19 protein-coding genes and 1 tRNA gene are annotated in these 26,466 nt (G+C 61.5%); all 20 read right to left on the bottom strand.

Features of this window, described 5'->3' with window-relative positions; all coding sequences use genetic code 11:
• Positions 1-16: 16 nt before the first annotated feature.
• On the bottom strand, positions 17-694 hold the full coding sequence (locus tag HWX91_RS14275; RefSeq protein ID WP_028194340.1) for a hypothetical protein: 678 nt from the start codon (positions 692-694) through the stop codon (positions 17-19).
• Between the two features lie 34 nt (positions 695-728).
• Complete coding sequence (locus HWX91_RS14280) at positions 729-1,385, bottom strand: c-type cytochrome (RefSeq protein ID WP_028194341.1); 657 nt, start codon at positions 1,383-1,385, stop codon at positions 729-731.
• A 10-nt stretch (positions 1,386-1,395) separates the two neighbouring features.
• Positions 1,396-2,880, bottom strand: coding sequence for a flavin monoamine oxidase family protein (locus tag HWX91_RS14285; RefSeq protein WP_028194342.1), 1,485 nt, complete (start codon positions 2,878-2,880; stop codon positions 1,396-1,398).
• A 542-nt stretch (positions 2,881-3,422) separates the two neighbouring features.
• Positions 3,423-4,712 (bottom strand): acyl-CoA dehydrogenase family protein, encoded by a 1,290-nt coding sequence (locus HWX91_RS14290; protein ID WP_028194343.1) that lies wholly within the window; start codon positions 4,710-4,712, stop codon positions 3,423-3,425.
• A 172-nt stretch (positions 4,713-4,884) separates the two neighbouring features.
• Complete coding sequence (locus tag HWX91_RS14295) at positions 4,885-5,571, bottom strand: TetR/AcrR family transcriptional regulator (protein ID WP_028194344.1); 687 nt, start codon at positions 5,569-5,571, stop codon at positions 4,885-4,887.
• A gap of 188 nt (positions 5,572-5,759) precedes the next feature.
• Positions 5,760-7,001, bottom strand: coding sequence for a thiolase family protein (locus tag HWX91_RS14300; RefSeq protein WP_028194345.1), 1,242 nt, complete (start codon positions 6,999-7,001; stop codon positions 5,760-5,762).
• Between the two features lie 26 nt (positions 7,002-7,027).
• Entirely contained in the window at positions 7,028-8,581 is a 1,554-nt protein-coding gene (locus HWX91_RS14305) for an AMP-binding protein (protein WP_028194346.1), read from the bottom strand.
• A 58-nt stretch (positions 8,582-8,639) separates the two neighbouring features.
• Positions 8,640-9,773, bottom strand: coding sequence for a saccharopine dehydrogenase family protein (locus HWX91_RS14310; RefSeq protein ID WP_028194347.1), 1,134 nt, complete (start codon positions 9,771-9,773; stop codon positions 8,640-8,642).
• Positions 9,774-9,990: 217 nt separating this feature from the next.
• The gene (locus HWX91_RS14315; RefSeq protein ID WP_028194348.1) at positions 9,991-10,671 is read right to left on the bottom strand and encodes a c-type cytochrome; all 681 of its coding nucleotides are present in this window, start codon (positions 10,669-10,671) and stop codon (positions 9,991-9,993) included.
• Positions 10,672-12,150: a flavin monoamine oxidase family protein gene (locus HWX91_RS14320; RefSeq protein WP_028194349.1), complete on the bottom strand. Its 1,479-nt coding sequence runs from the start codon at positions 12,148-12,150 to the stop codon at positions 10,672-10,674.
• 88 nt (positions 12,151-12,238) lie between these two features.
• Complete coding sequence (locus HWX91_RS14325; RefSeq protein ID WP_028194350.1) at positions 12,239-13,204, bottom strand: WD40/YVTN/BNR-like repeat-containing protein; 966 nt, start codon at positions 13,202-13,204, stop codon at positions 12,239-12,241.
• A 17-nt stretch (positions 13,205-13,221) separates the two neighbouring features.
• Positions 13,222-15,582: an efflux RND transporter permease subunit gene (locus HWX91_RS14330; protein WP_028194351.1), complete on the bottom strand. Its 2,361-nt coding sequence runs from the start codon at positions 15,580-15,582 to the stop codon at positions 13,222-13,224.
• Between the two features lie 73 nt (positions 15,583-15,655).
• Positions 15,656-17,485, bottom strand: coding sequence for a DUF1302 domain-containing protein (locus HWX91_RS14335; RefSeq protein WP_028194352.1), 1,830 nt, complete (start codon positions 17,483-17,485; stop codon positions 15,656-15,658).
• Between the two features lie 76 nt (positions 17,486-17,561).
• On the bottom strand, positions 17,562-18,926 hold the full coding sequence (locus HWX91_RS14340) for a DUF1329 domain-containing protein (protein ID WP_028194353.1): 1,365 nt from the start codon (positions 18,924-18,926) through the stop codon (positions 17,562-17,564).
• A gap of 76 nt (positions 18,927-19,002) precedes the next feature.
• Positions 19,003-19,416, bottom strand: coding sequence for a RidA family protein (locus tag HWX91_RS14345; protein ID WP_028194354.1), 414 nt, complete (start codon positions 19,414-19,416; stop codon positions 19,003-19,005).
• A 16-nt stretch (positions 19,417-19,432) separates the two neighbouring features.
• A complete protein-coding gene (locus tag HWX91_RS14350; protein ID WP_028194355.1) occupies positions 19,433-20,266 on the bottom strand; it encodes a phytanoyl-CoA dioxygenase family protein in 834 nt (277 codons plus the stop codon).
• A 1,597-nt stretch (positions 20,267-21,863) separates the two neighbouring features.
• A tRNA-Sec gene (locus tag HWX91_RS14355) sits at positions 21,864-21,956 on the bottom strand.
• 48 nt (positions 21,957-22,004) lie between these two features.
• Entirely contained in the window at positions 22,005-23,918 is a 1,914-nt protein-coding gene (gene selB, locus HWX91_RS14360; protein WP_028194357.1) for a selenocysteine-specific translation elongation factor, read from the bottom strand.
• Complete coding sequence (selA, locus tag HWX91_RS14365; RefSeq protein WP_028194358.1) at positions 23,915-25,345, bottom strand: L-seryl-tRNA(Sec) selenium transferase; 1,431 nt, start codon at positions 25,343-25,345, stop codon at positions 23,915-23,917. The genes selB and selA overlap by 4 nt, the downstream gene beginning before the upstream one ends.
• A gap of 39 nt (positions 25,346-25,384) precedes the next feature.
• Positions 25,385-26,380: a formate dehydrogenase accessory protein FdhE gene (gene fdhE, locus HWX91_RS14370; RefSeq protein ID WP_028194359.1), complete on the bottom strand. Its 996-nt coding sequence runs from the start codon at positions 26,378-26,380 to the stop codon at positions 25,385-25,387.
• Between the last annotated feature and the right edge of the window lie 86 nt (positions 26,381-26,466).

The following is a 26,466-nucleotide window of genomic DNA, read 5'->3' on the forward strand; positions in this document are numbered from 1 at the left end:
TGCTCTCCAGGACAAGTCAGTTGCCGTAAGCCGTGGGCGAGTTCAGCACCACCCTGCCGTTTTTCGCGCGCTCCAAAGCGCAGTAGCCGTAATAGATCGCCGGCATGAAATAGGCCCACGAGCACAAAGCAAGCGTGTAGAAGTTGAAGAACACGTTCGTTTCTTCGCCCGGTATTTTGTAAAAATCGTAAATCGTCGCTATGCCGAGCGAAGTAACCAGAGCCACCCCTGCGAACAGCGCACGGAGCATCTCACCAATTTCCAGAAGCCTTTTGATGAAGTACAGGAGATAGATCGACAGAAGGATCCACATCGTCAGATAGTAGTAAGGCAAAATCCGGGCGATGAAATCCGCTCCCACGAGGACGAACGTGAGTGCAAACGAGGCGACGAATACCGAGACGTCCTGTCGAACTGACGGCGTGTAGCCGTGCGTAATCGCCATCAGACCCGCGACAGCGATGATCGGCATGCCGAAGCCACGCGAAAACGCGTCGAAGAAGTGCGATATTTCATAGGAAACGGCGTTCCCGGTGACAAAGAATCCGATGGCGTTTGTCGAGGAGATACCAACAATCCACATCTCCAGTCCGAGAAGATAGTTTCTCTTCCTGACAAACTTCCAGCCGTAGAAAAATGAGCTCAATGCCAGCAAGGCACTGGAGAGAACAAGAACGGCAGATCTGAGGTCCATGACTAAACTCCCAACTCCGGTTGCATCTGATTGGTCAATTTTTCTTCGGGTCAAGGCTTGCCAGATAGGTGGCAATGGCCTCGCGGTCTTCGGACGAAAACCCTGTCGCAATGCTCTTCATAACGCCAGTGGGTTCGCTGCGCGTGCCGGAAGCGAACTCGTCGAACTGCGCGACTAGATAGTCGTATCCCTGCCCTGCCAAACGCGGAAACTGGTCGTGGCCCATCAAATGGGCGCCATGACAGGCTGCACAGTTGCCCGCGGCCACCAGACGCTGTCCCTTCTCGCGCAGTTGCGCATCCGGCTTGAAGTACTGATTCGAGATCGGGGTCACACTGGCGAAATATTCAGCCAGCGATTGGATCTGCGGATCGCTCATCGTCATCGCGAGAGGCCCCATGTTCGGATTGCGTCGCGCCTCACTAGCGAAATTGCGAAGCTGCGTTTTCAGGTAGGGCACCGGCTGCCCCGCGAGACTGGGATACCCCTGATTGAGCGAATTGCCTTTGACTCCGTGGCAGGCGGCACAGGTATCCACCACGTGCGGCCAGGGGCCGCCATCGGCAATGTAGGCGGCTGCCGACGTCGTGATAAAGCTCTGAAGTCGATAAAGACCCAGCAGATCGGAACCGAAAATGGCCAGCAAGATGGCAATAACCAGAGGAATGCCAATCAATAGTGTTCTCTTCATCGTTACCCTCCTACGTCCGGCGCAGGGCATTGAGCGCCTGAAGCGCGCCCTGATGGCCGGAGCGCACCGCGCCATCCATATAGCCGGCCCAGATATTGGCCGTCTCCGTCCCCGACCAGATCAGTTTGCCGCACGAGGGGCGCAGCGCCTCGCCGTGAGCGCTCCAGAAGCCCGGCGGAATGGCGGAAACGCAGGTCAAGGTCCAGCGATCGACGCGGCCCCAGTCCTGATCGTGGTAAGCGATGGGAGACAGTGCTTCGTCGCCCAATGCCTGCGCGTAGAGCTGCTTCTGCATGGCCATTGCCGCGTCCCGCTCGGACGGGACCATCGCATTGTTGATGAACGCATTGATGACCCCGATCTCCCCGGCGGGCGGGGAATTGTCGAAGGCCCACAGGATGGGGCCGTTGGCCTGGAAAATGCTGCCGTTCATGCCTTTGTCGCGCCAGAACGGGCGGCGATACACCATGGCCGTCTTCCGCGCCGGGGAATGCGCGGGCCACGCGCGCTGCAGCGCCGCGCGCTTTTCGGGCAACGGCGGATCGAACTGCACCTGATGACACAAAGCCGGATGGATGGCCATGACGACGGTCCGTGCCCGCACTTCTCCATGGTCGGTACGCAGGGTAACGACGTCGCTATCCCATCCGGAAATCTGGCGAACCGGTGAGGACATGCGCACCTTGTCGCCCAGTTGCTGGGCCATCTTGATGCTGAGGATTTGCGAGCCGCCGATGAAACGTGTTTCCTGGGCGCTATGCTTGATGCTGTCGAGTTGCGAGTAGTCGCAATCCGCGGAATTGATCATCGAAAGGAAGTGCAGCAATCCCATCTTTGCTGGCGCGGCTCCGCCCGAAAGGCTGATGCTGTCATGCCATGCAACCTGGTCTTCAGGCTTGATACCCTGCTTTTCCAGCCAGTCGCCAACTGAAAGTTTGTCCAGTTCGCCGGCCTTCGGGGACGTCCACGGTGCGCCACAAGGCACGTCGCGTGAGAGCCTGCTGAGCTTTGCCGCGATCGCGTCGTCGGTGCCGAAGGTGCCCTTCAGATCGATTGCCACGCGGCCGTCACCGCCCAGCATGACCGTACTTCCGTCGTAGTAGGTCGGAAACGTGCCGACCCCCAGTTCTCGGGCGAGATCCGCGATGGCGGTCTGGCCGGGCCCGATCCATTGCCCGCCGACTTCCGAAACGTACCCGCCGGGGATGTCGTAGTTGAACGTTCGCCCTCCCACGCGATCCCGAGCTTCCAGCACCAGAAAGGACTCGCAGCCAGACTGGCGCAGATCTCGCGCGGCGGTCAGTCCAGCCAGCCCCGCTCCTATGATGGCGACATCGAGAATGCCGTCCGCGCCTGGCACGGGCTTGGTGACGGCGGCATACGCCTGTTGGGTGCCCATGGCGAGCGTGCCCACGGCAGCCGAGGCGCCGGCATATTTGAGCCATTGCCTGCGCTGCGGGTTAGCCGCGCCGTCTGGGGAAGATTTTCTTGCCATAGTGCCTCTGTCTACGTGATGAAGGCTCCCGCTCCGAACGGGTCACCGGTACCGCTGCGCTCAGGTGCCAGGCGCAATATCCTGTCTTTACACCGCACCACTGAACGTCCTGAAATGCTTCTCCGAATGATTTGCGCGCCTCGGCCGGTACCGCCGGGTCCACAACTTCAGCGGCACATTTGTAGAACACAAAACCAAAGATAGGTCATGATACCAATTTACCGCGCGAAAAAAATAAATGGCATTCCCTGTATTTCGAGAATTGCCTCGCGACATTTCATCGTCGGACGCGTGGCCGGGCACCGGAGCGCCGTGGCATGGAGAGACTTTGACGTCCGTTCAAGTGATCAGGATCAGACCGGCATCCGCCCTGGCATCAGCACAACCGAGAGGGCCGTATAACTCGATATGGCGACACTATTCGAGTCGTAGTCCTTATAAATAAACGAATTTGACGACACCGCTCTCACACTAGTCGATCTCTGACCGAGATTCGGGTGCCGTGCAGCCAGGGCGCCACGCCATCGGCGCCGACGGCGCGCTTATTCCTTGGTCCAGCCGTTCTGATAGAGCTTCCCTGCCAGCACACCCAGACGCAGCGTGAGGTGATAATTCTCGCCGTCTTCGATCAGCGCGGAACGCACGTCGCGGAACAGCTTCTCGATCGGGAATTCGCGCGTGGTGCCGTTGCCACCGAAGAGTTGGAATGCCTCATTCGTGATCTTCATCGCTTCTTCCGTCACGCTGACCTTGGCCTGGGCCGTTGCGTACGGATGACTCTTTGCGGACAGACGTGAATATGCGAGGCTGCGCCGCGCAATCGCACGCGCCATCTCCAGCCGGCGCAGCATCTCGCCCACACGCAGTTGCGTCATCTGGTGGTCGATCAACAGCGCCCCGCCTTGCTTGCGCTCGTGGCAATACGCCAGCGCAAGCTCGAACGCGGCTCGGGCCACGCCAACGAACACCTGGCACATGTGTGTGCCGGCGAACGACCAGGTCGAGGCCAGATTGCCGAGATAATCGTCCTGCTGCGCAATGGCGAAACGCTTGGGCACCTTCACGTTGTCGAAGTAGATCTCGCCCTGCGGCAGCGAGCGCTGGCCAATCTTGTCGAGTGGCTTGCCGCGCGAGATACCCGGCAGATCGAGTGGAACGATCATGCCGATGCCGTTCGTGAACGCACCGCGTTCTCCCGTGCCATAAAAGCCGTCACCATAATCCGCAGCCATGTACGCGAGCGCGACCTGCGCGACTGACCCGTTCGATATCCAGGCCGAACTCTGGCCGTTGATGACAATCTCGTCGACGCCTACCTTGGCCGTGAGGTTTCCCACCGGCTGCTTGCCATTGGCGCTCAACTCGTCCCGATACAAGATCGCCGCATCCGTACCGCGGTCCGGCTGCGTGTTCATCCAGCAACCGATCTTGCCTGCGCACATGTCGATCAACTCCTGATTGTCGATCGACCGCGCCATCATCGACGGAATCATCGAGGCGCCGAGTGAAACGGCGAGACCCGCATCGCCCCAGCCGAGCTCTTCGCCGATGACCGATTCGGTGCGCACCGCCATGTCCGGCGGAAGCTGCGCGAGCAGCTGCGGATCGAGGCCCAGCTTGGCACTCTCCATCATGGCCACCCAGTATGGCGAACCGGGCGCGATCACTTCCTCCGGCGTCATGCGGTCCAGTTCGCGGCCGACGGGCTTCAGCACGTCGCGTGCGAAGCGGTGAACCGTGTCCTGGATCGCGCGTTCTTCCTCGCCCATCGGCGTTTCGAAACCCGTCAAACCTGCCAGCGGCAATCCTACGAACTTATGCAGTCGAATCATTTCGGTACTCCTCCTCTCCTGGACTGATGTCGACCGGACTGCCCCGCAACCCAGCCGCCCCTTGAATAGATCAACATACCAAACATAGGTAACAATACAAAACATAATGCGAAAAAAAAAGACAGGGTATTCCCCCGTCTTCTTTTTCTTCACCGCCACGGCTTCGTGGTTGCTAGGCCGTCTCGACGCCCACGGTCTTTCCCCATACCAGGTTACGCGCGGTCTCAAGGAACATCGCCTCGAACCCTCGCATGTACGATCGCTTGCTGCGCGCAGTGCCTAGATGAAGTGTTATCCCGTCAACCATGGAAATGAGCAGCACGGCAATATGTGCACTCTCGGTTGCTCCACGCTCCGGATTCACAACGCGAATGAGCTTGGCCAGTTCGCTTGTCAAGGTGTCATACCAGTCGTCCCGCATCTGGCCGCACTCGGGGTCCGTAGACGCAAACGAAAAGAAATGCCACCACAGCGGGATGTTCTTCGAGTCCTTGGCGTCCTGTAGCCCAAGATCGAGAATGGCCTCGATCGTCGCGCGTGGCGAAGTGTTGCTCTGGAGCGCCTGTTTTAGCGCGTCGAGATAAGCATCGATGACAGGCGCCATGACCGCCCGCAGGACGGCAGGCCGCGTCGGGAAGTAGTACTGGAGGTTGCTGACACTGATTCCCGCTTTCAGGGCGACGGCACGCAGCGAGAAGTCCATGGGGCCATTCTCGAGCAAGAGTTTCCTTGCCACACGAATAATTGCATTGCGGGTACGTACGCCCTGGGCCCGCAGGCCGTCCGGTGCGGTTCCTGTGGAAGGTGCCGCGCCCGAAGTGCGCCGCTTACGGGTGCCTGGCTCTTTTGGCACTGTCATCGCTTTCCGCCTTGAGTGAGGTGACTCCTCGCCGAGGAGAGGCAGCGCGGTCACACAAACCGCTTCTTAGGTAAACATGACTATACCTTACACCTGGCTAGAATTCCATTCACACGGCGGGGCGCACAGCAGCGCCCGTGCCCGCTCCGGATCATCTTGGACTGCAGTAGCCGCTCATAGGCACACCCTCAAGTCTTGCTCAGAATGTGGACAGCAAGCGCCGCCTCTTCGATGCCTTGAAAGCCACCGCCGTTTTCCTGAATCGCGTGGCGCGCACCCGGCACCTGACGCGCACCCGCTTCTCCGCGCAATTGAGTAACCAGTTCGTAAAGCTGACCGATTCCTGTCGCCCCCAGCGGATGCCCCTTCGATTCGAGTCCGCCGGATGTATTGATGGGAATACGCCCGCCGAGCGTGAACTCGCCGCGCTCGGCAGCGGGACCGCCCCCACCGGGCGGGACCAGTTGGAGATTTTCGGCCTGGATGATCTCGCCCATCGCCGACGCGTCGTGCACCTCGGCGACATCCATATCGCCGGGGCCGAGGCTCGCCTGCTCGTAGGCCTGCAGCGCCGCCAGGCGGCCAATGTTCTTCTCCGGCTCGTCGACGCGCCGATGCGTGAAACTGCGCACGACACTCGCTGCAACCCGGACGCAGCGGCTGCGGTCGGCACCGATGCGCTGCAAGCCCTCTTCGGTACAGAGAATCGCCGCCGCTGCACCGTCCGAAACCGGCGCGCACATGGGCAACGTGATCGGATACGTGATCGGCGGCGCCGCAAGGACCTCGTCGATCGTGAACGCCTGACGAAACTGCGAATAGGGGTTATGCACCGAATGCTGATGGTTCTTCGATGACACCGCGGCAATCTGGCGCTGCGTGGTGCCGTAGGTCTTCATGTGATACCGGCACAGCGCGGCATAGACCGACATGAAGCGGCTATATGGCCTGTCGGACTCCGATCCGGGCGGCGGCTCGATGCCTTCGCCGAGCTTCATCAGGCTGGCGAAGTTCTCGTCGACGCGCGACACGTCCCAGCCCGCCTCGAACAGGGCGAACGATTTCGCCTTGTCAGGGACATTCATCTTCTCTGCACCGAGCGCAAGCGCTACATCGCAGGCGCCGGATTTGAGCGTCTGGATCGCCAGATGCACCGCGCTGCTGCCCGATGCGCAGGCGTTTTCGACGTTATGGACGGGAATCCCTTCAATCCCGATCTTGCTGAATACGACTTGCCCCGGAATTGACAACTGGCCCTGCAGCGCCCCATTGGTGATGCCGGCATAGAAAGCCGCGCCGATCGCCCCGGCATCGCAACCGGCGTCCCTCAATGCTCCGCGCAGCGCCTCCCCCGCCAGATCGTCGATGCTGCGCTCGAAGTGCCGGCCGAACACGGTCATTGCAATGCCGACGACGTAAATATCGCTCATGGTGTTTTTATCCCAACGTGGCTGACTCAGATCCGGCGGGTTTGACCCTGCCAGTACTGCTCGCGCAGATCCTTTTTCAGCACCTTGCCGGCCGTGCTGCGCGGCAATGCTGCAATGAAGTCCACGCTCTTGGGCGCCTTGACCGAGCCGAGCTTCTCCTTGCACAACGCCACCAACTCTTCGGCGCTGACGCTCTGACCCGCGTTGAGCTCCACCACCGCCTTCACGGCCTCGCCCCACTTTTCGTCGGGCACACCGATCACCGCACAATCCTGCACCGCTGGGTGCGCCCAGATCACCTGCTCGACCTCGCTCGGATAAACGTTGAAGCCCCCACTGATGATCATGTCTTTCTTGCGGTCCGTGATGTGCAGATATCCTTCGGCGTCCAGATGACCGATGTCACCCGTGTGCAGCCAGCCGTCGATGATCGCCTCGGCGGTCTTCTCCGGCGCCTTGTAGTAGCCTTTCATCATAAGGTCGCCGCGCACGCAGATTTCGCCGGCCTCTCCCTGCGGCAGGATTTCGCCGCGATCGTTCATGATCTCGACGCGAATCAGCGGGTTGGGCCTGCCGACTGACGAGAGCCGGCCGTCCGGTGCAAGCTCGCCGCCCTCGAAGTGCTCGGCCGGCGTGAGATAGGAAATGGACGCTGGTGCTTCCGTCTGGCCATAGCCGCCTGCCATGACTGGGCCGAACACCTCGATTGCGCGCTTGAGCTTCTCCACCGACATCGGCGCCGCGCCGTACAGGAAGCATTTGAGCGATGAGAAGTCCTGGTCTTCGATGCCAGGGATATCGAGCAGGCGATAGATCACCGTCGGCGGCAGGAAGAACTCCGTGACCCGGTGCTTCGCGATTGCCGTGAGAAGCAGCGCCGGTTCCGGCCTGGGCAGCACGACCACCGTACCGCCGCGCGCGGTGCAAGGCAGCGAGAGCATCCCCGCGGTATGGGTCATGGGCGCAGCGGCGAGATTCACCGGACGATCCACGCCATACGGAAACGCCATCATGAACTGCGCGAAGTACGTTTGAAACGCGCGATGCGTGTTCATCACGCCCTTGGGTAAGCCCGTCGTCCCGCCCGTGCCGGAAAGCGTCACGATGTCGTCCATGTCGTAATCGACGCGCGGTTCGGTCGCGGGCTGCGCCGCGCTCCAGGTCTCGAGCGACGGCGCCCACGGCAGATCTGCATCGATACAGACCCAGAGCCTGACTTTGGGGAGACTCGGACGCAGCGCTTCAATCGCCGGTGCGAACGCCTGATGGAAGAACAACGCTTCGCAATCGAACGCATCGAGCAGGTACCGGTTCTCTTGCGGTGCACTGCGTCCGTTCACGGGAATCCACACCACCCCGGCGCGCCACAGCCCCAGCGTGCAGGTCCATGCCGTGACGTCGTTATCGGCCCAGACTGCCGCCTTCGCTTCCTTCTCGAAGCCGGCTGCAAGCAGCCCGTTCGCGATGCGGCACGACAGCGCGCGCACCTCCTCGAACGAATAGCTGCGCTCGTCCTGGATGTAGGCGACGCCGGTGGGGTTGATGCGCCAACCGCGGTCAAAGAAGTCAATGATTGCCATGTTCCGTGTTTCCCTGAATCTGTCCTGAACCTGTATCGAAACTGCGCGTTCGCGGCGCTTAGAGCTGCGTGACCGTCGCGCGTGCGAGCCCGCGCTGCTCGAGAAACCCGAGCAGATAGCGATGCCCGAATGCCTTCGAGCCGGACGCAAACCCAACCTTGGCGGTGTCACCGTCGAGAAGCTTGGCGACACCGGCGGCATGAATGGCTCCAGTGGAAATGTACGGCGTGATGCCGTGCAGGGTCGCCCGGACCGCTGCAAGCTGACCACGGCCGATCGCGAAGTCGACAGTGCGATGAAGCGATGTGCGCTCGCGCGGCGGCATCGACGGTGTCACGGAATCGACAAGCTGCTTAAGCACCGCATCCTGCTGCTCACGCGGCAGATGCGCGTATTCCGCGTCCCACTTCTGACCGAGCCCGTGCACCATCTGCATCGCGTTGTTGTCGTAGAAGCCCACGCAGGAAATGCAGCTGCGCACGCGCGGATCGCGTTCGAAGTACACCGGCAGCGACGTACCGCCCCACGGCAGCGCGAATACGGGTTGAAGGAAATCGGGGGAGGCGACGTTGAACGAAGCGTGCTTGTCATGCGGCACCAGCGTCTTTTCCCACAGATAGCAGGATTCCTGCCGATAGCCTCCGAAGATGGTCGCTGTGGAGCCCACGCTCACACCGGCGCCGGCACCGCGCGGACCGCGTGTCAAGGTCGCCGTCTCGAGCGCATCGACACCTGGCGTTTCGAGTGCCAGTTCAGCGGCGATTTCCGCGAACGTGTACATGTACGCGTTCGACGGCGACAACAACAGCCCGGCCTGACGGTATAACTCGCCAAACTCGTCGCGCGCCTGGCGGATGAAGTGTTGCTCGCCCGTGGTATCCAGGTAATGACAACCTGCCTTGAGTGCCGCCTCCACCGCAACCAGCCCGAAATCGAAGAACGGCCCGACCGTGGTACACACGACCTTTGCACCACGAAATGCATTCACTAGCGCATCGACATTGTGCTCGGCCTCGATGATTTCATAGCTCGCCGATTCGAGGCGCACGACTCGCTGCGCCATCATGTCCTGCGTGCGCTTCGCATTGCGCGCGACCGCGGTGAACGGGATATTCTGGTCGATGAGCCAGTCCATGATCAGCATGCCGGTGTAACCGCTTGCTCCATATACGACGACGGGGTGCTTTGCCATGTTTGTCTCCTGAAACGTGAGTAATGAAAGTGGATTCGAGCAAGCTCGATTCGATAGCCGCGACATTTGCCCGGCTATCGCGGCAACACTGCGACGATTGCTTCGTCATTTGTAGAACACAATACCAATCTTAGTCATCATTGCATAATTTGTGAAGCTGAAAAAGGCAGGCTATGACCCTGCCTCTCCACTGCGCCTGCTCGTTATGTCATGGCAACTATTGCGTGCCTGCGCTAATGCCGCCCGGCGTCAGGCTCGCAAGATAGCCGGCCACCGCCTGAATGTCTTCGCCCGACAGGGTGGCCGCCATCCCATTCATTGCGCCGCTCGGATCATGACGCTCACCTGTCTGGAAGGCAGCAAGCTGCTTCGCAAGATAGGCTTCGCCCTGGCCCGCGAGACGCGGCACCTGGTCCGCGCCCATGAACGACGCCCCGTGACAGGCCTGGCAGCTTTTCGCTGCCACAAGTGCCATGCCGCGCTTTTCGAGTGCCGTCCCGGCGCGCACCGCTTCGCTTTGCGCCGGCGTCTGCCGCGCGAAATAGGCTGCCAGCGACTTGATCTGCTCGTCCGTAAGCTCCCGCGCAATCGCCCCCATGTAGGGGTCGGGCCGCTGGCCACCGGCAAACGCATGCAACTGCGCGATGAGATAAGCCTCCGGCTGCCCGGATAGCGCCGGATACCAGGCGTTGACGGACTGGCCGCGCGCGCCGTGACAAAAGAAACACGTCTCCTGCGGTTGCGGCCAGGGGCCGCCATCGGCCACCCCCGTCCTGTCGATCTCGTTCATCGCCTTTTCGTAATGCATGCCGTCGAGGTAATCGCGTCCGTAGAGCGCGCCCATGCCCACAACGCCTGCCAGCACGGCAACCACACCTACCATCCATGCCCGTTTCATTCACGCCACCTCACTGCGTCGAGTGAAACCGGCCAGTGCCTGCAGCGCTGCGCGATGGCCCGCACGCACGGCGCCATCCATCGCGCCCGCCCAAATATCGGCAGTTTCGGTCCCTGACCAGATCAGGCGGCCGACTTCGGGATGCAGATACTTGCCCCACCTGGTCCAGAAGCCTGGCGGCATCGGATTGATGCAATGCAGGGTCCATGGATCGACCCTGCCCCAGTCGTAGTCGTGGAATTGCGATGGACGCAGCGCGCGCTCGCCGAATGCCCGGGCAAAAGTGGCCGACAGCGTCTTTTCGGCCTTCGCGGGATCGTCCGGCAACATTCCCGGCGCGACGAATGAAGCGATTACGCCGAGCGATGCGTCGGGCGGCGAGTTGTCGTACGCCATGAAGACCGGGCCACCGACCTGAAAGATCGTTCCGCTGTAGCCCGCGTCGCGCCAGAACGGCTTGTCGTAGACGTGGACCGTCTTGCGCATCGGGGCATTCGTGGGCCAATTTTTCTGGAGTTGCGCCCGTCCGCCGGGCAGCGGCGGATCGAACACCACCTGATTGCACAGAGCCGGATTCATCGCGACGATCGCGCGACGCGCCCTCACCACGCCCAGATCGGTGTACACCTCGACGACGTCGCGATCCCAGCCCGCGATCTTGCGCACCGGCGAGGACAACCGGACCTTGTCGCCGAGCTGCTGGGCCATCTTGATGCTCAGACACTGCGAGCCGCCGACGATGCGCGTTTCCTGCGCGCCACCCTTGAACGCTTCGAGCTGCGTGTAGTTGCAGCTCGCACTATTGATCATCGATAAGTAGTGAAGCAAACCCAGCTGTGCCGGCGCGCCCCCCGTGGTCAGCTTCGCGGCCAACGCCAGAAAGTAGCCGTCCTCGTATTTCACGCCCTGTTGCAGGAGCCACTCGCCATACGAGAGCTTGTCCAGTTCCGCCAGATGCGGTGCTTTCCACGGCGCGCCGGACGGCACCCCGCGCGACAGTTCGGCAAGCCGGTTGCCGATCGTGTCGTCGCCCCCCGTGCCGCCATGAAAATCCTGGGCCACCGTGGCGCCCTGCGCCATCACAACCGTCTTGCCTGCGTACCAGCTAGGAAATGTATCGATCTGGAGTTCACGTGCCAGATCGAAAATCGCGGTCTGACCGGGACCGATCCATTGCCCTCCGGCTTCGGAAATGACGCCGTGCCCGAGGTCGTGGTTATAGGTGCGTCCGCCGACGCGATTGCGTGCCTCGAGCACGACGAACGAATCGCACCCGGCCAGTTTGAGATCCCGGCCTGCCGTCAACCCCGCGAGACCCGCGCCGATGATCACAACGTCCAGGACGTCGCCGTCCACGGGCTTCGTTACGGCGGCCTGAGCCAGCGACATGCCGCTGGCAGCGAGCGACGCGGCACCCGCCGCCGTAAAGCGTAGCAACTGTCGCCGCGTCTGTGTATCCGGCTTGCGTTTGCGATCCATTGTTGATGCCCAATTCAGTTTCATTACTTCTCCCCTTTCCTTCACACTAATAAGGAGAACGATTTAGGATGGCCGAGAGGGGTATCTCTCAGCGGGACGTGAGCACCCCGTCCTGCGAGAACAGCATCGGCGTTCCGGCGCCGTCGATCAGTGCGGCAGTGAGAGTGGCCCGATCGTCGCGCTGATGAACCTCGAACGACATGCCGCCCTCGCGTTGCCGGAACACGAGGCCATCGAGCCCGACGCCCATCAGTCCGTTTCCCGCCACCACGAGATCGGTAATCGAACTCTTCGTGCCGGATTTCAGCGCCGTCCACGTCGCCCCGCCGTCGCTGCTCTGATACAGACTGCCGAGCAGCCCCCCCACGACGATTCGCCCATCAGGAAGCGCCACGCCGGTCCACAGCGTGCCCTTCCCGCCCGTTGCCTGATAGCTCCAGTTCGCGCCGCCATCCGTGGACTTAAGCACCATCCCCTGCTCCGAGTCGACGTAGAGCGCACCTTGGCGGTCCGCAAAGATGTGGTACAGGTTGCGGTCCGCCTTCCCGCTGCCCGGTGGCTTCGGCACAGTCACTTTCGTCCACGTCTTGCCGCCGTCATGCGTTGAGAGCATCAGCGACCACAGGCCCACCGCGATGCCGTCCTGCGCATTGGAAAAGAGCACCGAGAAAAGAGGTTGATCCACTGAAATGTCCATGCGCTGCTTTTGCCAGGTCTCGCCGCCGTCGCTCGTCGCCAGAATCGCGCCCCACTGGCCAACTGCCCAGCCGTGCTGCGCATCCGTGAAAGTCACTGCCGAAAGCGTGGCCGAAACCGGAACCTCGTGCGCCTGACGCCACGTCTTTCCCTCATCATCGGAAATGATGACGACACCGTGCTCGCCCACCGCGACGATGCGCTTTCCCGCACGCGCGGCGTCCAGCAACATCATGTGAGCCGGTTCCGCCCACGCGTGGGCGGACTTTGCCGCCCAGTCAGCTACGGTGCCCGGCGGGGTGGCCCAGACTGCCGCACTCGCACACAGCGTCGCGCACGCAACAAGCATCTTGATCATGACTATGTCTCCCATGTTCAGTGGCTGAATAGTCCGGGCGCTCGCGCCGGTTTGCGGCGCGGGAACCAGCGCTCGAGCACCGAGGCCAGTGCGGGCAACGCTGTCATCGCCATCAGCAGGTTCACGAGGAACATGAACGCCAGCAGCTTGCCCATGTCGGCCTGGAATTTCAGCGCCGAGAAGCTCCACGTGGCCACGCCGATCGCCAGTGTGATCGCGGTGAAGATCGTGGCCACACCCACTTCCAGCATCGCGTGCTGCACCGCCTTCACGATGTTCTGACCGCCCGCGAGATGCACCTGCAGCCGGTTGTAGATATAGAACGCGTAATCCACGCCAATGCCCACGGCGAGCACCATTACCGGCAGCGTCGCCACGGTCAGTCCGATCTGCAGTTCCTTCATGAACCAGTAGCCGATGAAGGTCGCCACCGTTAGCGGCAGGCAGCACGCGAACATCGCGCGCCAGTCGCGGTAGGCGAGGAACACCAGGATCAGGATCGCCGCGTAGACATTGAGCATCATCGGCAGTTCGCTCGCTGCGACTTCCTCGTTGGTTGCAGCAAGCACGCCCGCATTGCCCGCTGCGAGACGCACCGTAATGCCAGGGAACGGATGTGAAGCCCGGTATGCCTTCACGTCGTCGAGAATCCGGCTGATCGTCGTGGCCTTGTGGTCCGTGAGGAACAGATGCACCGCCGTCATGCTGCAATCCGCCTTCATGAAGCCCTTGACCCGGCCCGCGTCCACGGACACCGCTCCATAGTTCTCCGGATCGATCGGCACGACATTCATCTTCGGGTAGTCCTCGTTGTACCCCTGGTTATAGCGGCGCAGCAGCGCCGAGTACGACTGCGCCGACACCACGCCCGGCTCGGTGCGCATCGCGCTTGTGAGAGCGTCCTCGTAGAGGCCGACCGCCGGGTTGTCACACGCCTTGCCAGTCGACTCGATCGCGACGGTGAGCCAGTCAAGGCCGATGTCATAGCTGCCCGCGATCGACGTGGCGTCACGGTTGAAACGTGCGTCCGCGCGCAGTTCAGGCGCGCCCGGCTGCAACGTGCCGATCACGCGGTCGCGGCTTTGCCAGGCGGCCAGTGCGAATACCACGAGCGTCAACGCAACGGTCACGCCTGCATAACGCGGCTGGGCGATGCGTGCAAGCCCGCGCAACCACGCAGAACGCCGCTCGCTGCGCTTGAGCGCGCTATCGGCATAGGACTTCGTGAAGTTGAAGCAAGAAGCCGCCACGGGCAACAGCACGAGATTCGTCACGATCTTGTAGGCCACGCCGAGCGACGCCGTGATAGCGAGCTCGCGCACCATCGGAATCGGAATTAGCAATAGCGTGATGAATGAAACGAATGCGGTGACCAGCGCCAGCACGCCAGGTATCAGCAGACCGCTGAAGCTGTGACGCGCAGCATCGAAGGATCTGTTGCCATGTGCAATCTCGCGCACGATGAAGTTGACCTGCTGCACGCCATGCGAGACGCCAATCGCGAAGACCAGGAACGGCACCAGAACCGCCAGCGGATCCAGTCCGAAGCCCAGCAGCTTCAGCGTACCGAACTGCCAGACGAGGGATGTCAGCGAGCATGAAATCAGCAGCAACGTGAAGCGCACCGAGTGGCAGTACCAGTAGACTGCGAGCGCCGTGAGCATCAGGGCAATGCCGCAGAAGCCGAGCACGCCCGTCGCGCCATCGGCAATATCGCCAATCTGCTTGGCAAAGCCGATGATCTGGATTTCATAGCCTGCGTCTTCGAAAGGCTTGCGAATCTGCGCTTCGAGCAGATGATTGAACGCCACATAATCGAGAAGCTTGCCGTTACGGTCGCGCTCGTTGAGCTCGGCCGTGATCATGGCGCTGTCTTCGTTGTGCGAAACGAGCGTGCCGACATAGCCGCCCAGCGTGGTCGCGCGGCGGATCTGCGAGACCGCGTCCGGCGTAAGCTGGTCGGGCGTGATCGTTCCGGAGATGATCGGCTCGGCACGGAAGCCCTCGTCGGTGATCTCGTTGACGTAGGCGTTCGGCGTCCAGAGCGACTGCACGCCAATGCGGTCCACGTTCGGCAGATATGTGACAGCCTGGGTTACCTTGTACAGCCGCGTGAGCCCCTCCTTCGTCCAGATCGAGCCTTTGCGCGCACGCACGACCACGGTGATCCGGTTCGCACCGAGCAGGTCGGAACGGTATTTCTGGAAGGTCTGGATGTACTCGTGGCCGATCGGCATCTGCTTCTCGAAGCCCGCATCCATGCGCAGCTGCACGGCAAAAAACGCCATAACGGCAGTAAACAGGCCAATGCTCACGAGCACGGCCATGCGGTGAGCGAAGAACGCCCTTTCCAGTGTTTTGACCAGACGATTTAACACGGCATTTTCCCTTCAAGTGTTTCGGCGGCTTCCGCAACAAGCGGCATCAGACCACCCACCGGCGCTTCGACGATCAGAAGTTCCGGGTAACGAACATGCCAACGAAGTTGCGGTCCGCGTAGGGGTTGCCTACGGTGTTGTGGCCGCCCCAGAACAGCGTGTAATTGATACCCGCCTGCCATACGGTCGGGTTCTGGTTGAACAGCACGTAGAGATTCAGCGACTTCGCGCCCTGCAGGTAGTTCGCGGTAAGCGTCGGGGTATAGCCGTAAAGTCCGTCGGCAAACGTCAGCCCCGGCGTGACCTGCCAGCCGTGTATCAACGTGCCGTCATAGGTCCAGTTGAAGTCGATCGTCGCGCCTACCGAACTCGAAGTGCCTTGCGCCATGCCGATCGGGTAGCCCAGCCCCGAGTTGTTGTTCAGCCACGGCAGGTAGCCCGCCTGTGGCACCTGCGTGACCTGCTGGCCGTCGACCGTGCGCGTGACGCCTTGCGAGCTAAGACCGGGATAGTAGATCCAGGTGAGCTCCCAGGTCAGCGTTGCCTCGTCGGCGCCGAGCAGCTTGAGGAACGGGTACTCGCTGCGCGTGAGCGCCAGCAGCCCGTTGATGTCGTACTGGAGCTTCTTCATGTCTGCCCATTGCTGGCAATTCACGCCGCTCACGCCGTTGGTGTTCAGGTCGAGCGGGCCGCCCGCGCCATAGCAACTCGAGAGCGCCACGGCATCATGCGGCCGGTACGAAAGCTCGGTGCCGATCGCCCAGTTGCCGATCCCAAAATTCGCGCTCGCGCCAAAGAGCTGACGATTCTGCAGATACGACCAGCCCAGCGTTCCATTGGCCAGCGACGAGAGCACCGGCGACTTGTCGGTGTAGTTCTCGTAATAGAGCGCGAAGTTCGCATCGAAGGAGCGCGGCGAATAATTGAACTTCATGCCGAACTGCGGGTGGTACTTCGACGGCGCCTGCCAGTTGACCGGCAGGCCGATGTCGTTCCAGGGCGGCCCCGCGTAGGCGCCGTTGACGAGGCCGGAATTGATGCCGCCGAGCACATTCCGGTTGCCGCTGTTGGGCCCCGCGATCGTGCCCGCGCTGGGACCGGCCACGTTCAGATTGGTAGTGCTCACCGTATACGGATCGGTGCCGCGGCCCAGGCTGTTCGACACGGACCAGAACGAGCCCACCGGCGGATAGCGGTTGCCATTCCACGTAAACTGGTAGTAATCCTCAGTACTGAATCCATGAGAAAGATCGGCAGCAAAGCTGATCATCGGCGCGGGCAGCAGCGCCTGCTTCAGTTGCGAGCCGGGAACCAGCAGCTTCTGTACGTCGAGCGAGTTGGTGGCGTTGATGCCACCCTGCGCGAACATGCTCTCGCCCCAGTTGATCACCTGATTGCCGAGCCGCACGTGCGCGCTCTGCCCGTTGATCGTGAAGTCCTTCTCGCCCCACAGGTCGAGCAGCTGTGCGTTGTAGACCACCTGTGCCGCGGCGGTGCTCGACAGCGGCGTGCGGTTCGTGTCGCCGGCGAGGAAGTCATACATGCCCGTGCCGCGAATCATGAACTTGAGTCCCTCGCTGGGCATCTTGAAGAGCAGTTCGCTCGTCGCACTGATGTAGGTGCTGAAGGGCTGACCTTTACGGTAATTCAGGTCGCCGTCGTCGCCCACGCCCCATTGATTGGTGTTGGCCGCCGCGCCACAGCCGAATGAATTCGGGTCGCCGGTGAGCGAGCAGCTTGGGTTTTTGGTGCGGATACCCGCGCCCGCTGTAAGGTTCGTCACCCACGAACCCGTCAGGTCGTTGATTCCCGTCGCAAACTCGTAGCCGTATGCACTCGTTGCGGCCGTGCCGAACATGGCCAGCGACAGCGCAACATATCTTCCGATAATCTTCGTTTTCATGGATCTCCCCTGCCGTTACTCTTCATGCCGTCACGCGTCACCGCCGCGCGCCGGCCGCCTGACCCTTCGCCGGATTTCAGCGCTCGCTCACGGAGCGCAGGGATTCGGCCGAGTAGAAGTCCGTCTTGAAGCGCGGGTCGTTGATCTGCTGGTACCAGCGAACGTCCTTGCCCTGGCCGATCGAGGAGGCGTCGAACACGTAGCGTCCATTGTTCAGGTCGTACTGCGCCATCGGCTCGTTATCGCAGGCGCCGCCAAGCTCCCACACCGGAATCGGATAGCTCTCCCGCACCTTCCAGAGCTTGCCCTGCGCGTCATAGTCTTCACCGACAAGCGCAAGCCAGCTGTCCTCGTCCAGATAGAAGACCTTCTTCGACGCAACATGGCGCGCCGTGGGCTTGAGCGTCGCCTCGACCACCCAGACGCGGTGCACTTCGTAGCGACGATGGTCAGATGCGATGCCATTGGGCGTGGCGACGTCGCGCAGTTTGTCCTTGAAGGCGTACACGCCGAAATCGTCATACGGCACGATCATTTCCTTCTTCCCCACGAGCTTCCAGTTGAAGCGGTCGATGGAGCCGTTGAACATGTTGGCTTCGTCGATCAGGTACTGGTTTTCGAAACCGATCAGCGGCGCATCGTGCGTGTAAGCCGGCATACGCCTCACGCGGCGCTGTCCGGGGAAGTAATAGTAGGTTTCCGAATCCTTGTCGAAGTACTGGCGTTGCACGAAGGCCTGCCCGGCCAGCGCTGCGGGAGAATCGACCGAGAAGTAGGCGCCCAGGTTGAACTGGTCGACGTCCTGCGGAGAAGTCTTGCCTTCCTTGCCTGCGGGAAAGTAGAACGCCTGGGGACCGACCGCGTCGATCCAGTCGCTGCTGCCCGGACGCGGCGAAATGGTCGTGACAACCGGCGCCCACTCGATACCCTCGCCGCGATAGCGCGTCTCGTAGTTGAGGATCGCCTCGGCACCATTCTTCGGCTGCGGGAACACCACGCCCGGCAGCGTCGCAGCCGCGACGGTCTCGCCATTCGAAGCAAGTTTCGCCGTTGTGAGATTCACAGTCGAATTCTCCTCAGCGAATTCCGGAAGCTGGCATTCGCGGTGGGACGGATAAACTTCCATGCCGTAGCCCTTCAACTGCTTGAGGAGCTGGATCTGCCCCGGCGACAGCTTGTCGGCGTATTTGTCGACGTTCGACGCATCAATCGTGTACAGCGGTTTCTCGTTCTTGTGCTTCCAGAAGGCGCTGCGGACCTTACCCCATTCCCAGCCAGCAGGCGTAGTTTCCCGGCCGGCAAAAGCCGGCACAAGACCGTCCTTGCTGGCTGCGCGCTCGGCGCCTGACGGCGTGAGGTCATCGGCTACGGCCGACCCGGCCACGAGCAACAAGGCAGCCGCGATGGCCGACAAGGCTCCGATGGTGTGCTTTCTCATCATGACTCTCCTTCCGATTCAATACTGATTCGTAGTACGTATTGTTAGATTCAGCCTTGGCGCATTGGGGATGAACCGCTCAGCCCTCGCCGCACCCTGCCACAGCCACCGCCCGAATCTCGATGCACAGTTCGGGCAGCGCCAGTTGTGTTACGCCAACCGCCGTCCACGACGGATAAGGCGCCGGGAAGTACGCATCCTTGACCGCCGAAAAAGCCTCGATTTCACCGCGCAGGTCCGTGTGGAAGGTGGTGAGCTCCACCACGTCGGTCAGGCTCGCGCCCGCCGAGTGGAGCACAGCCTTGAGAGACTCGAAGGCGATCCGGGCCTGCGCCTCGATGCCCTCGCCGGCTTTCATATCCGGGCCGATGCCGACCTGGCCGGAAACCCAGATCGTGTCTCCCACGCGGGTCGCGGGTGAAAAGTGGTAAGCGTCATAGAACGCCTGGAATGCAGGCGGGACGATCGATTGCCGCGTAATGGACATTGTCATGGAGGTGCCCCTTCGTTCAGACGAGTTGACGGAAACACGGTGCGCGAAAAGCCTCGCCCTTCTTCAGCGATGCCAGTTCCTCGACAAACAGGACACCGGCCGGCGTGAAGCCCGAGATGCTCGGTTGCGGCAGCGGACTGAAAACCGCGTCGTCACCGAAGAAGCGCAGCACGAGCGTGTGGCGATCCGGAAACGCGCTGTCTACCGCGCCGCCGCCGTGCAGCACGCCCGGATGCAGCAGCAGGACGTCGCCCGGCTCCGTCGCCCATGAAATGATGTCGTAGGCAGCCGGGTTGGCGCGGCGCTCAGCTTCGATATCCGGCAGACGTGGCCAGACATCGCCGCCATGCAGAGGATCAGTCGGATCTTCAGCATTTTGAAAGGTTGTGCCATCGTGGCGTGGGCCTCGATGTGATCCCCGCACGACCTCGAGCGCATTGCGTTTGGGAACGGCCTCGAAGCTGATCCAGGCATTGCCGAAGTGCATGCCTTCCCATGGCAGGTAGGACGTGTCCTGATGCCACGGCGAACGGCCGCTCGTGCCGCCGCTCTTAAGGAAGAGTTCCTCGGCGAAATACCAGACGTTCGCGGAGCCCCACAGGTCGGCGAACAATTGACCGAACGGCAGTTCGCCGGCCAGTTCGTCCAGACGGCCCTTCGCAAAGGGATTGGCGTTGTCGTTGTGCGTCTTGTGCCGTGTGCCTTCGAACAGGCTGCAGGCCATCGGGCCGGGATTCTCCATGCCCCAGTCGAACACCTGCCTGCACCGGGCCAACTGGTGCTCGCTGAGCAGGCCTTTGACCAGAATGGCGCCGTCCTCTGCGAACGTCTTGCGCGTGACTTCATCCATGCCCGAACTCCTGAATCGTCAATCGGCGACCTGGTCTCAAACGCTTTCCGCGGCGCCTTACCTAGAAAATGCTACCAAAGTTAGGTCATAATACAAAAATAAAAAAAAGAAAAAAGAGAGGGAATTCCCTGCCTTTGAAAGGTGGCGCACAACCTGCCAATCGATGGTTAGCGGCGGAACACGGTTCCTGTACACGCAGCAGTCCAGGCGACCCGAACCCCGCCTACAGCGGCGGAAAACAAACATGGATGGTCTATCCAGATTCCCTTGTTTTATTTTGTAAACTTACCTATCTTAGTCTTTGTGTACAATTTTTTGGCAGGCAGGATACCTGCAACTTCGGTAGTCGTGACCCAAGGTTGATCCGCACACATCTACGACGCGAATGCCGGTCACGAGGACCGGCTTCGAATCGCTTTGAGCGAAGCGGGGCATTGATGCAGTGCGCGCTCCTACCTTTTGGATAACGACGCATTGCGGTCAATCGAATAGCGGCCCGGCGCCATGCCATCGAAAGGTGTCAGAACGCCGTCATGAGCGGCTTGTGCCACGAAGCCGATACGAGGCCCGTTAGTGGCGAAAAAAGTGGGAGATGATGATGTCCAGCATTCTCAGCAACTGGATTTATGTGGGCAGCAACGCATACGACGAATATACGTTCGTGCCCTGGCTGAACAAGCACGTCTACCGTCGGACAGTAGACTTTAGTCAAGTCTGCATGCTGTAACGTCCGTGCAGTGTATTTACGTACGATACTTCGGCGCATAACGTGCGAATGCGCCTATGGCTGTCAATTTCACAAGAGAGCGCAGCAACGAATTCAGTCCGTGGCACAAATGCCCTTGTCCTCTTCGCCTTCTGACTCTGCGCGTTCGTAGCCTCGTCCCATACGACCTGGCACGTTCATCGGCTCCTGATACGTGCCGTTTGAACGCCATATGCCAGGACTAGTTGCTTCGAAAGTGGCACGATACGCTGTGCGTTCCTCTTCATCCTGGCAGTCGGGATACGCCAATCCGCGCGATCGAGATCGATCTCCGACCCGCTCCGCTCGTCGACGGCCGCCGGTGCGTACGAAGGTCAAGATGCCGATCAGAAGTGCACATTTCGTTTCGAGGCCGCCTACATAGCCCCCGCGCATTAGCGCACCCGTCTCCGTGGGATTCTGATCAATTCGTAGTGTCATTTTGGCGCGGGCCCAGGTGCATCTCCAAGATCAGTCGTGAGGTCACGCGCTGCCCGTCCCGGCCACCACCGTGCACCGGAAGATCTGTCCGCACTTCCGCAGGGCCCGATAACCACGAGCGAGCGCCACTGCCAGTAATCTGCATGTAGAGGCCACCGCCATCCGCATAATGCCTTGACACCACTTCTTTCGCGACCCGCAGCGCGCTAAGTCCATGCAACTGTTGTGCCGCTATGTTGCCCTCCATTCCTACCCACAAACCCACGCCGCTACCCATAGCTCATGCGGAGACTGCGTGGGACATCAGTGGAAGCAGCAAGCGCATCTTTACCCATTAACCGCTTTGAAATCGGCGATCTAGAGGATGTTTACGGAGGAAGAAATTGGAACTGCCCGAGAAGCCATGCCGGGCGGAAGGCAGCCGGAGTCGAACCGACCTGAGAGCGTCTGACGCCCTCAACTGGATTTGAAATCCAGCCGCACCACCGGATGCGAATGCCTTCCTACGGTGATTGAACTACTCAAACGATGCCTTGCAACTCGAACGCTCGATCAAAGCAGATCGAGCCACCGTGTATCCGTACGCATCAGATGCAGGCCACGGTGGAAGCGAGTATATCCAACACGATCGAAGAACTCCAAAAGCTGAATCGCGCGTTTTCGACCAAGACCGGTGACATCGCGAAACGGCGCCGCCGCTACCGTACCCGCGTTCTTTTGCGCTTCGGAACTTGCAATCGAGGCCAATTCGCGGATCACCTCATGGTGATAAAAGAGGTCACGCACGACTTGAAAAAGCTCACCTTGCCGCGCGAGTTTGCGCAGCAACTGCCGTACGCGATCTTCGGACACGCCATGTGCGTTTGCCAGATCACGCACCCAGGGTGGATCGAAACGCCCTTCTTTCAGCGCCCGCAGCAACGTCGCCGCGAGCGCGCGATCGGCTTCATCAAGCGTCACAGCGTGGTCCGGCAGATGCAACCAAGGCCCGCGTTTGACAATCTCGCCGCGCGCCGCCGCTTCATCGATTAGCGCGCGCCATAACGCATCGTCGACGAGAGGCGCCGCCATCCGCCGTAAGCGCGATCCATCCGGGCCAAGTTCGTCCGGTGAACGCTCGTGATATTGCTTCAGCGTCGTCGTCAGCCGCGTATTCAACGCTCGCCACGATGCATCGGCGATCAACAACGCATCATGGCCCACAAGCTCCACGACCCGCGTATCAGACGGCAATGCGAGCATGGCCGCGGGCATGCCGGTCAACCGCTCCAGCAGCGAACGAGACAAGCCGAACGGAGCCTTTGCCAGAAGCGAATTCAGTTCGCCGGAATCGAGCATGGTCCGGATCGCATCGAGCCACGCCAGACGCTCAGCCGAGCGACGCTTGCGCGAAGGCGCAAACGGATCAAGCACATGACCGCCGCCAACCGTGCGATCGGCCTGCGCATTGCGCACCACGAAGCGGTCGCCCGGCAGCGCGCACACCGGCCGCTCGAATACGAGTTGCACGCGCGCCGACTGACCGGCGCCAAGTCGCTCGCCGTCGAGCAACGCGACATGCGCCACCTGATGCTGCGTACCCAGATGAACGTGCAAGGGCGCCCAATGCTCCAGCGTCAACGGAGCATCGGCAAGCAACGTGAGCATGACGTCAATGCGTTCCGAAGCTTGCGACAGGCGCGGATCGACAATCCAGTCGCCGCGGTCGATTGCGCTCTTCTCGATACCCGCAAGGTTCAACGCGCAGCGTTCGCCTGCCCGACCGCTTCCGGCCGGACGATTCTGCGCGTGAATGCTGCGCACGCGCACTGGCTGATTTTTTGGCGCGAGCAGCATCGTGTCGCCCACGGTCACACGTCCCGACACCACCGTCCCCGTCACGATCGTGCCCTGGCCCGTGAGCGTAAAGACGCGGTCGACCGCGAGACGGAACAGGCCGTCGTCGCGCTTCATGCGCCACTCTGCTGCCGCTGCGTGAAGATGCGCCTTCAATGCGGCTACGCCGGCGTCATCGTCATGCAGCGCGTTAGTCTCGAACACCGACGCATCCTGTAGCACGCTGCCGCTCAGGAACGCTGTGACCTCGTCATGGACTTCCTTCAGCCGCACAGCGTCAACGCGATCTATCTTGGTCAGCGCTACCGCGCCACACCTGATGCCGAGCAGTCCCACAATCGCCAGATGTTCCCGCGTTTGCGGCATCACACCGTCGTCGGCAGCGATCACGAGCAAGGCGAAATCGATACCGCTTGCGCCCGCGGTCATCGTATGGACGAGCTTTTCGTGACCCGGCACGTCGATCAGACCGAGCACGTCGCCATTGTCGAGCGGCACGTACGCGTAGCCCAGTTCGATTGAAATGCCGCGCGCCTTCTCTTCCTTGAGACGATCCGTGTCGACGCCCGACAGCGCTCTCACGAGACTCGTTTTTCCATGATCGATATGACCGGCCGTACCTACGATCATGCGTGCACGCCCTTCAGTTGCTCGATCAGTTGCGCTTCATCGGCGGCTTCGAGACAGCGCAGATCGAGACGCAATGCGTCGTCCGCGATACGGCCGATGACCGGCCGTGCCATCTCGCGCAAACGCTTCTCGAACGCAAGCAATTGACGGCCGCCGCGCTTGCCATCGGCCGTGCGGACGACGAGTCCGTAGCTCGGCAGCACATCCACAGGCAACGCGCCACTGCCGATTTGACTGAACATGGGCTCGACCACCACCGCGTAGCGTTCGCCGGCCACGCGTTGCAATTCGGGTTGTACCCGCTGCGCGGCGAGCCGGATGTCGTCGCTCGGCCGCGTGAGCAAACGCAATGTGGTCAGCCGCTCCGCGAGCTTCTCCGGCGCGCGGTACATCTGCAGCACGGGTTCCAGTGCTGCGAGCGTCAGCTTGCCGACTCGCAGCGCGCGCTTGAGAGGATGCTTCTTGATCCTGGCAATCAGATCGCGCCGGCCGACGATCAATCCGGCCTGCGGGCCGCCCAGCAACTTGTCGCCGCTGAACGTAACAAGATCGGCGCCGGCTTCGATGATTTCGCGCACCGTCGTCTCGCGTGGCAAGCCCCATTGCGTCAGATCGACCAGCGTGCCGCTGCCGAGATCGACGGCAACGGCGATACCGCGCGCGTGGGCGAGCGGCGCGATGGCATCGACGCCGACCTCCTTGGTGAAGCCGCTGATTGCATAGTTGCTCGCGTGGACTTTCATCAAAAGCGCGGTTTGCGGGCCGATGGCTTCGTCGTAGTCTTTAAGATGCGTGCGATTGGTGGTGCCGACTTCGCGCAGCTTCGCGCCCGCGCGGCTCATGATGTCGGGAATACGAAACGCGCCGCCGATCTCAACCAGCTCGCCACGCGATACGATCACTTCCTTCTTCGACGCCAGCGCGGATAACGTGAGCAACACAGCAGCGGCGTTGTTATTGACCACGGTCGCGGCTTCGGCGCCGGTCAGTTCACAGATGAGTTCGTCGATCAGATCGTCGCGATCGCCGCGCTTGCCCGTATCAAGATCGAACTCGAGATTGGCCGGCTGTGTGAGCGCCTTCATCACGGCTTGTACCGCCTCGTCCGGCAGCAAAGCGCGGCCAAGGTTGGTATGCAGCACGGTGCCTGTCAGATTGAAGACACTGCGCAAGCGAGCCGCGTTACGCCGGCGCAGCGCGGCCTCGACCGAACCCCGCAGTTGCGCGACATCGAGCGCGCTCACCGGCGCATCGCCAGACTGCGCACTGGCGCGCCATGTGTCGAGCGCGTGACGCAAGGCATTCAACACCTGCGTGCGGCCGAACTCGGTCAGCAAAGCCGCAAACTCGGCCGACGCCATCACCTTTTCCACCGAAGGCACACGCGCCATCAGCGCGCGCAATTCAGAGCCGGTTACATCGCTCACAAGGCAATCCTCGTTCTTCGGTCGGGTTTCAGTGGCATTTCAGTCCGATGCGCCGGAAGACTCAGCCGCGGCGCTACCCTGCTCCGGCCACAGCCACGGATGCGGCGACGCGCGCCGATAGCCTTCCGCGCCCATCAGCAGATCCAGCGTGAGACTGGCGAGATCGTCCGCGAACGGCTCGAAATCGTAATCCTTCGACTGAATGCCGATCTTCCGGTAAGTATGGCATTCGTCACACGACTCCGCCTTCAAGGCAGCATTCCTGGAATCGGCTTCCCGGGTGGCTTCGTCCGCGCCCTGTGAGCCGACAGCATGATAGGCGATGCCTTTGGTCGAATCGCAGTTCGAACATTTCGCACGGACCATATGCCACTCCGTGGCGCACAACCCGCATTGCAGGTAGCGGTAATTGTCATACGCGCCGCCCACGCGCACCAGACTCGCTACCGGATGCGATCCGCATACCGGACACAGGCCGGGCGTCTCGAGGTACGGCACGTCGCGCCTGTCGACATCGGCGGCAAGATCGGTCCAGACTACTTGCAGCGCGGCCATGATGAAGGGCGCGCAGGCCGGATCGACTTCGTCGAAACGCTGCGCGAAGATCGCGTCGGCCTGCTCTTCGAGCGCGGCTTGACCGAGTGCCAGCAGTCTGGCGAAGAGCGCTTCGAGCGGCGGCGTGAGCGGGCCGGCGGCTTGCACCTTGTCGACCAGTTGCAGCAAAACATCGTGCCACGCCGGATCGCGCACACCGGAGAGCGCCGGAATCAGCGGCATGGAATGCTGTTGCGCGCTCGCGATCAACTCTGCGGACGGCGGCTGAGCCTTGAAGCCGGTAATCACGGCTTGCTGGGCGTCCGCCAGCACGGCCATCAGGCGCAAATAGCCGGCGATCGGATTGCTGAGCGCCGCCAGATGACGCAGCCGCGCGGCACGTGCCGAGAAGACCGCCAGCCGTTCCGGCGTGCGGATGCGGGGAATCGCCGTGTGATCGAGCGACTCGATATCGCCGGCTTCAAGAATACGTTGAACCACAGTATCGACCTCTGAAAACTGAAGAGCCGCCGCAGTTCGTCGAACAAAGGCGGCGGCTCGGGGTACGGTGCGCGGCAAGCCGCGCC

Source organism: Paraburkholderia fungorum (assembly GCF_902833645.1).
In the GTDB taxonomy this organism is placed as follows: Bacteria; Pseudomonadota; Gammaproteobacteria; order Burkholderiales; family Burkholderiaceae; genus Paraburkholderia; species Paraburkholderia fungorum.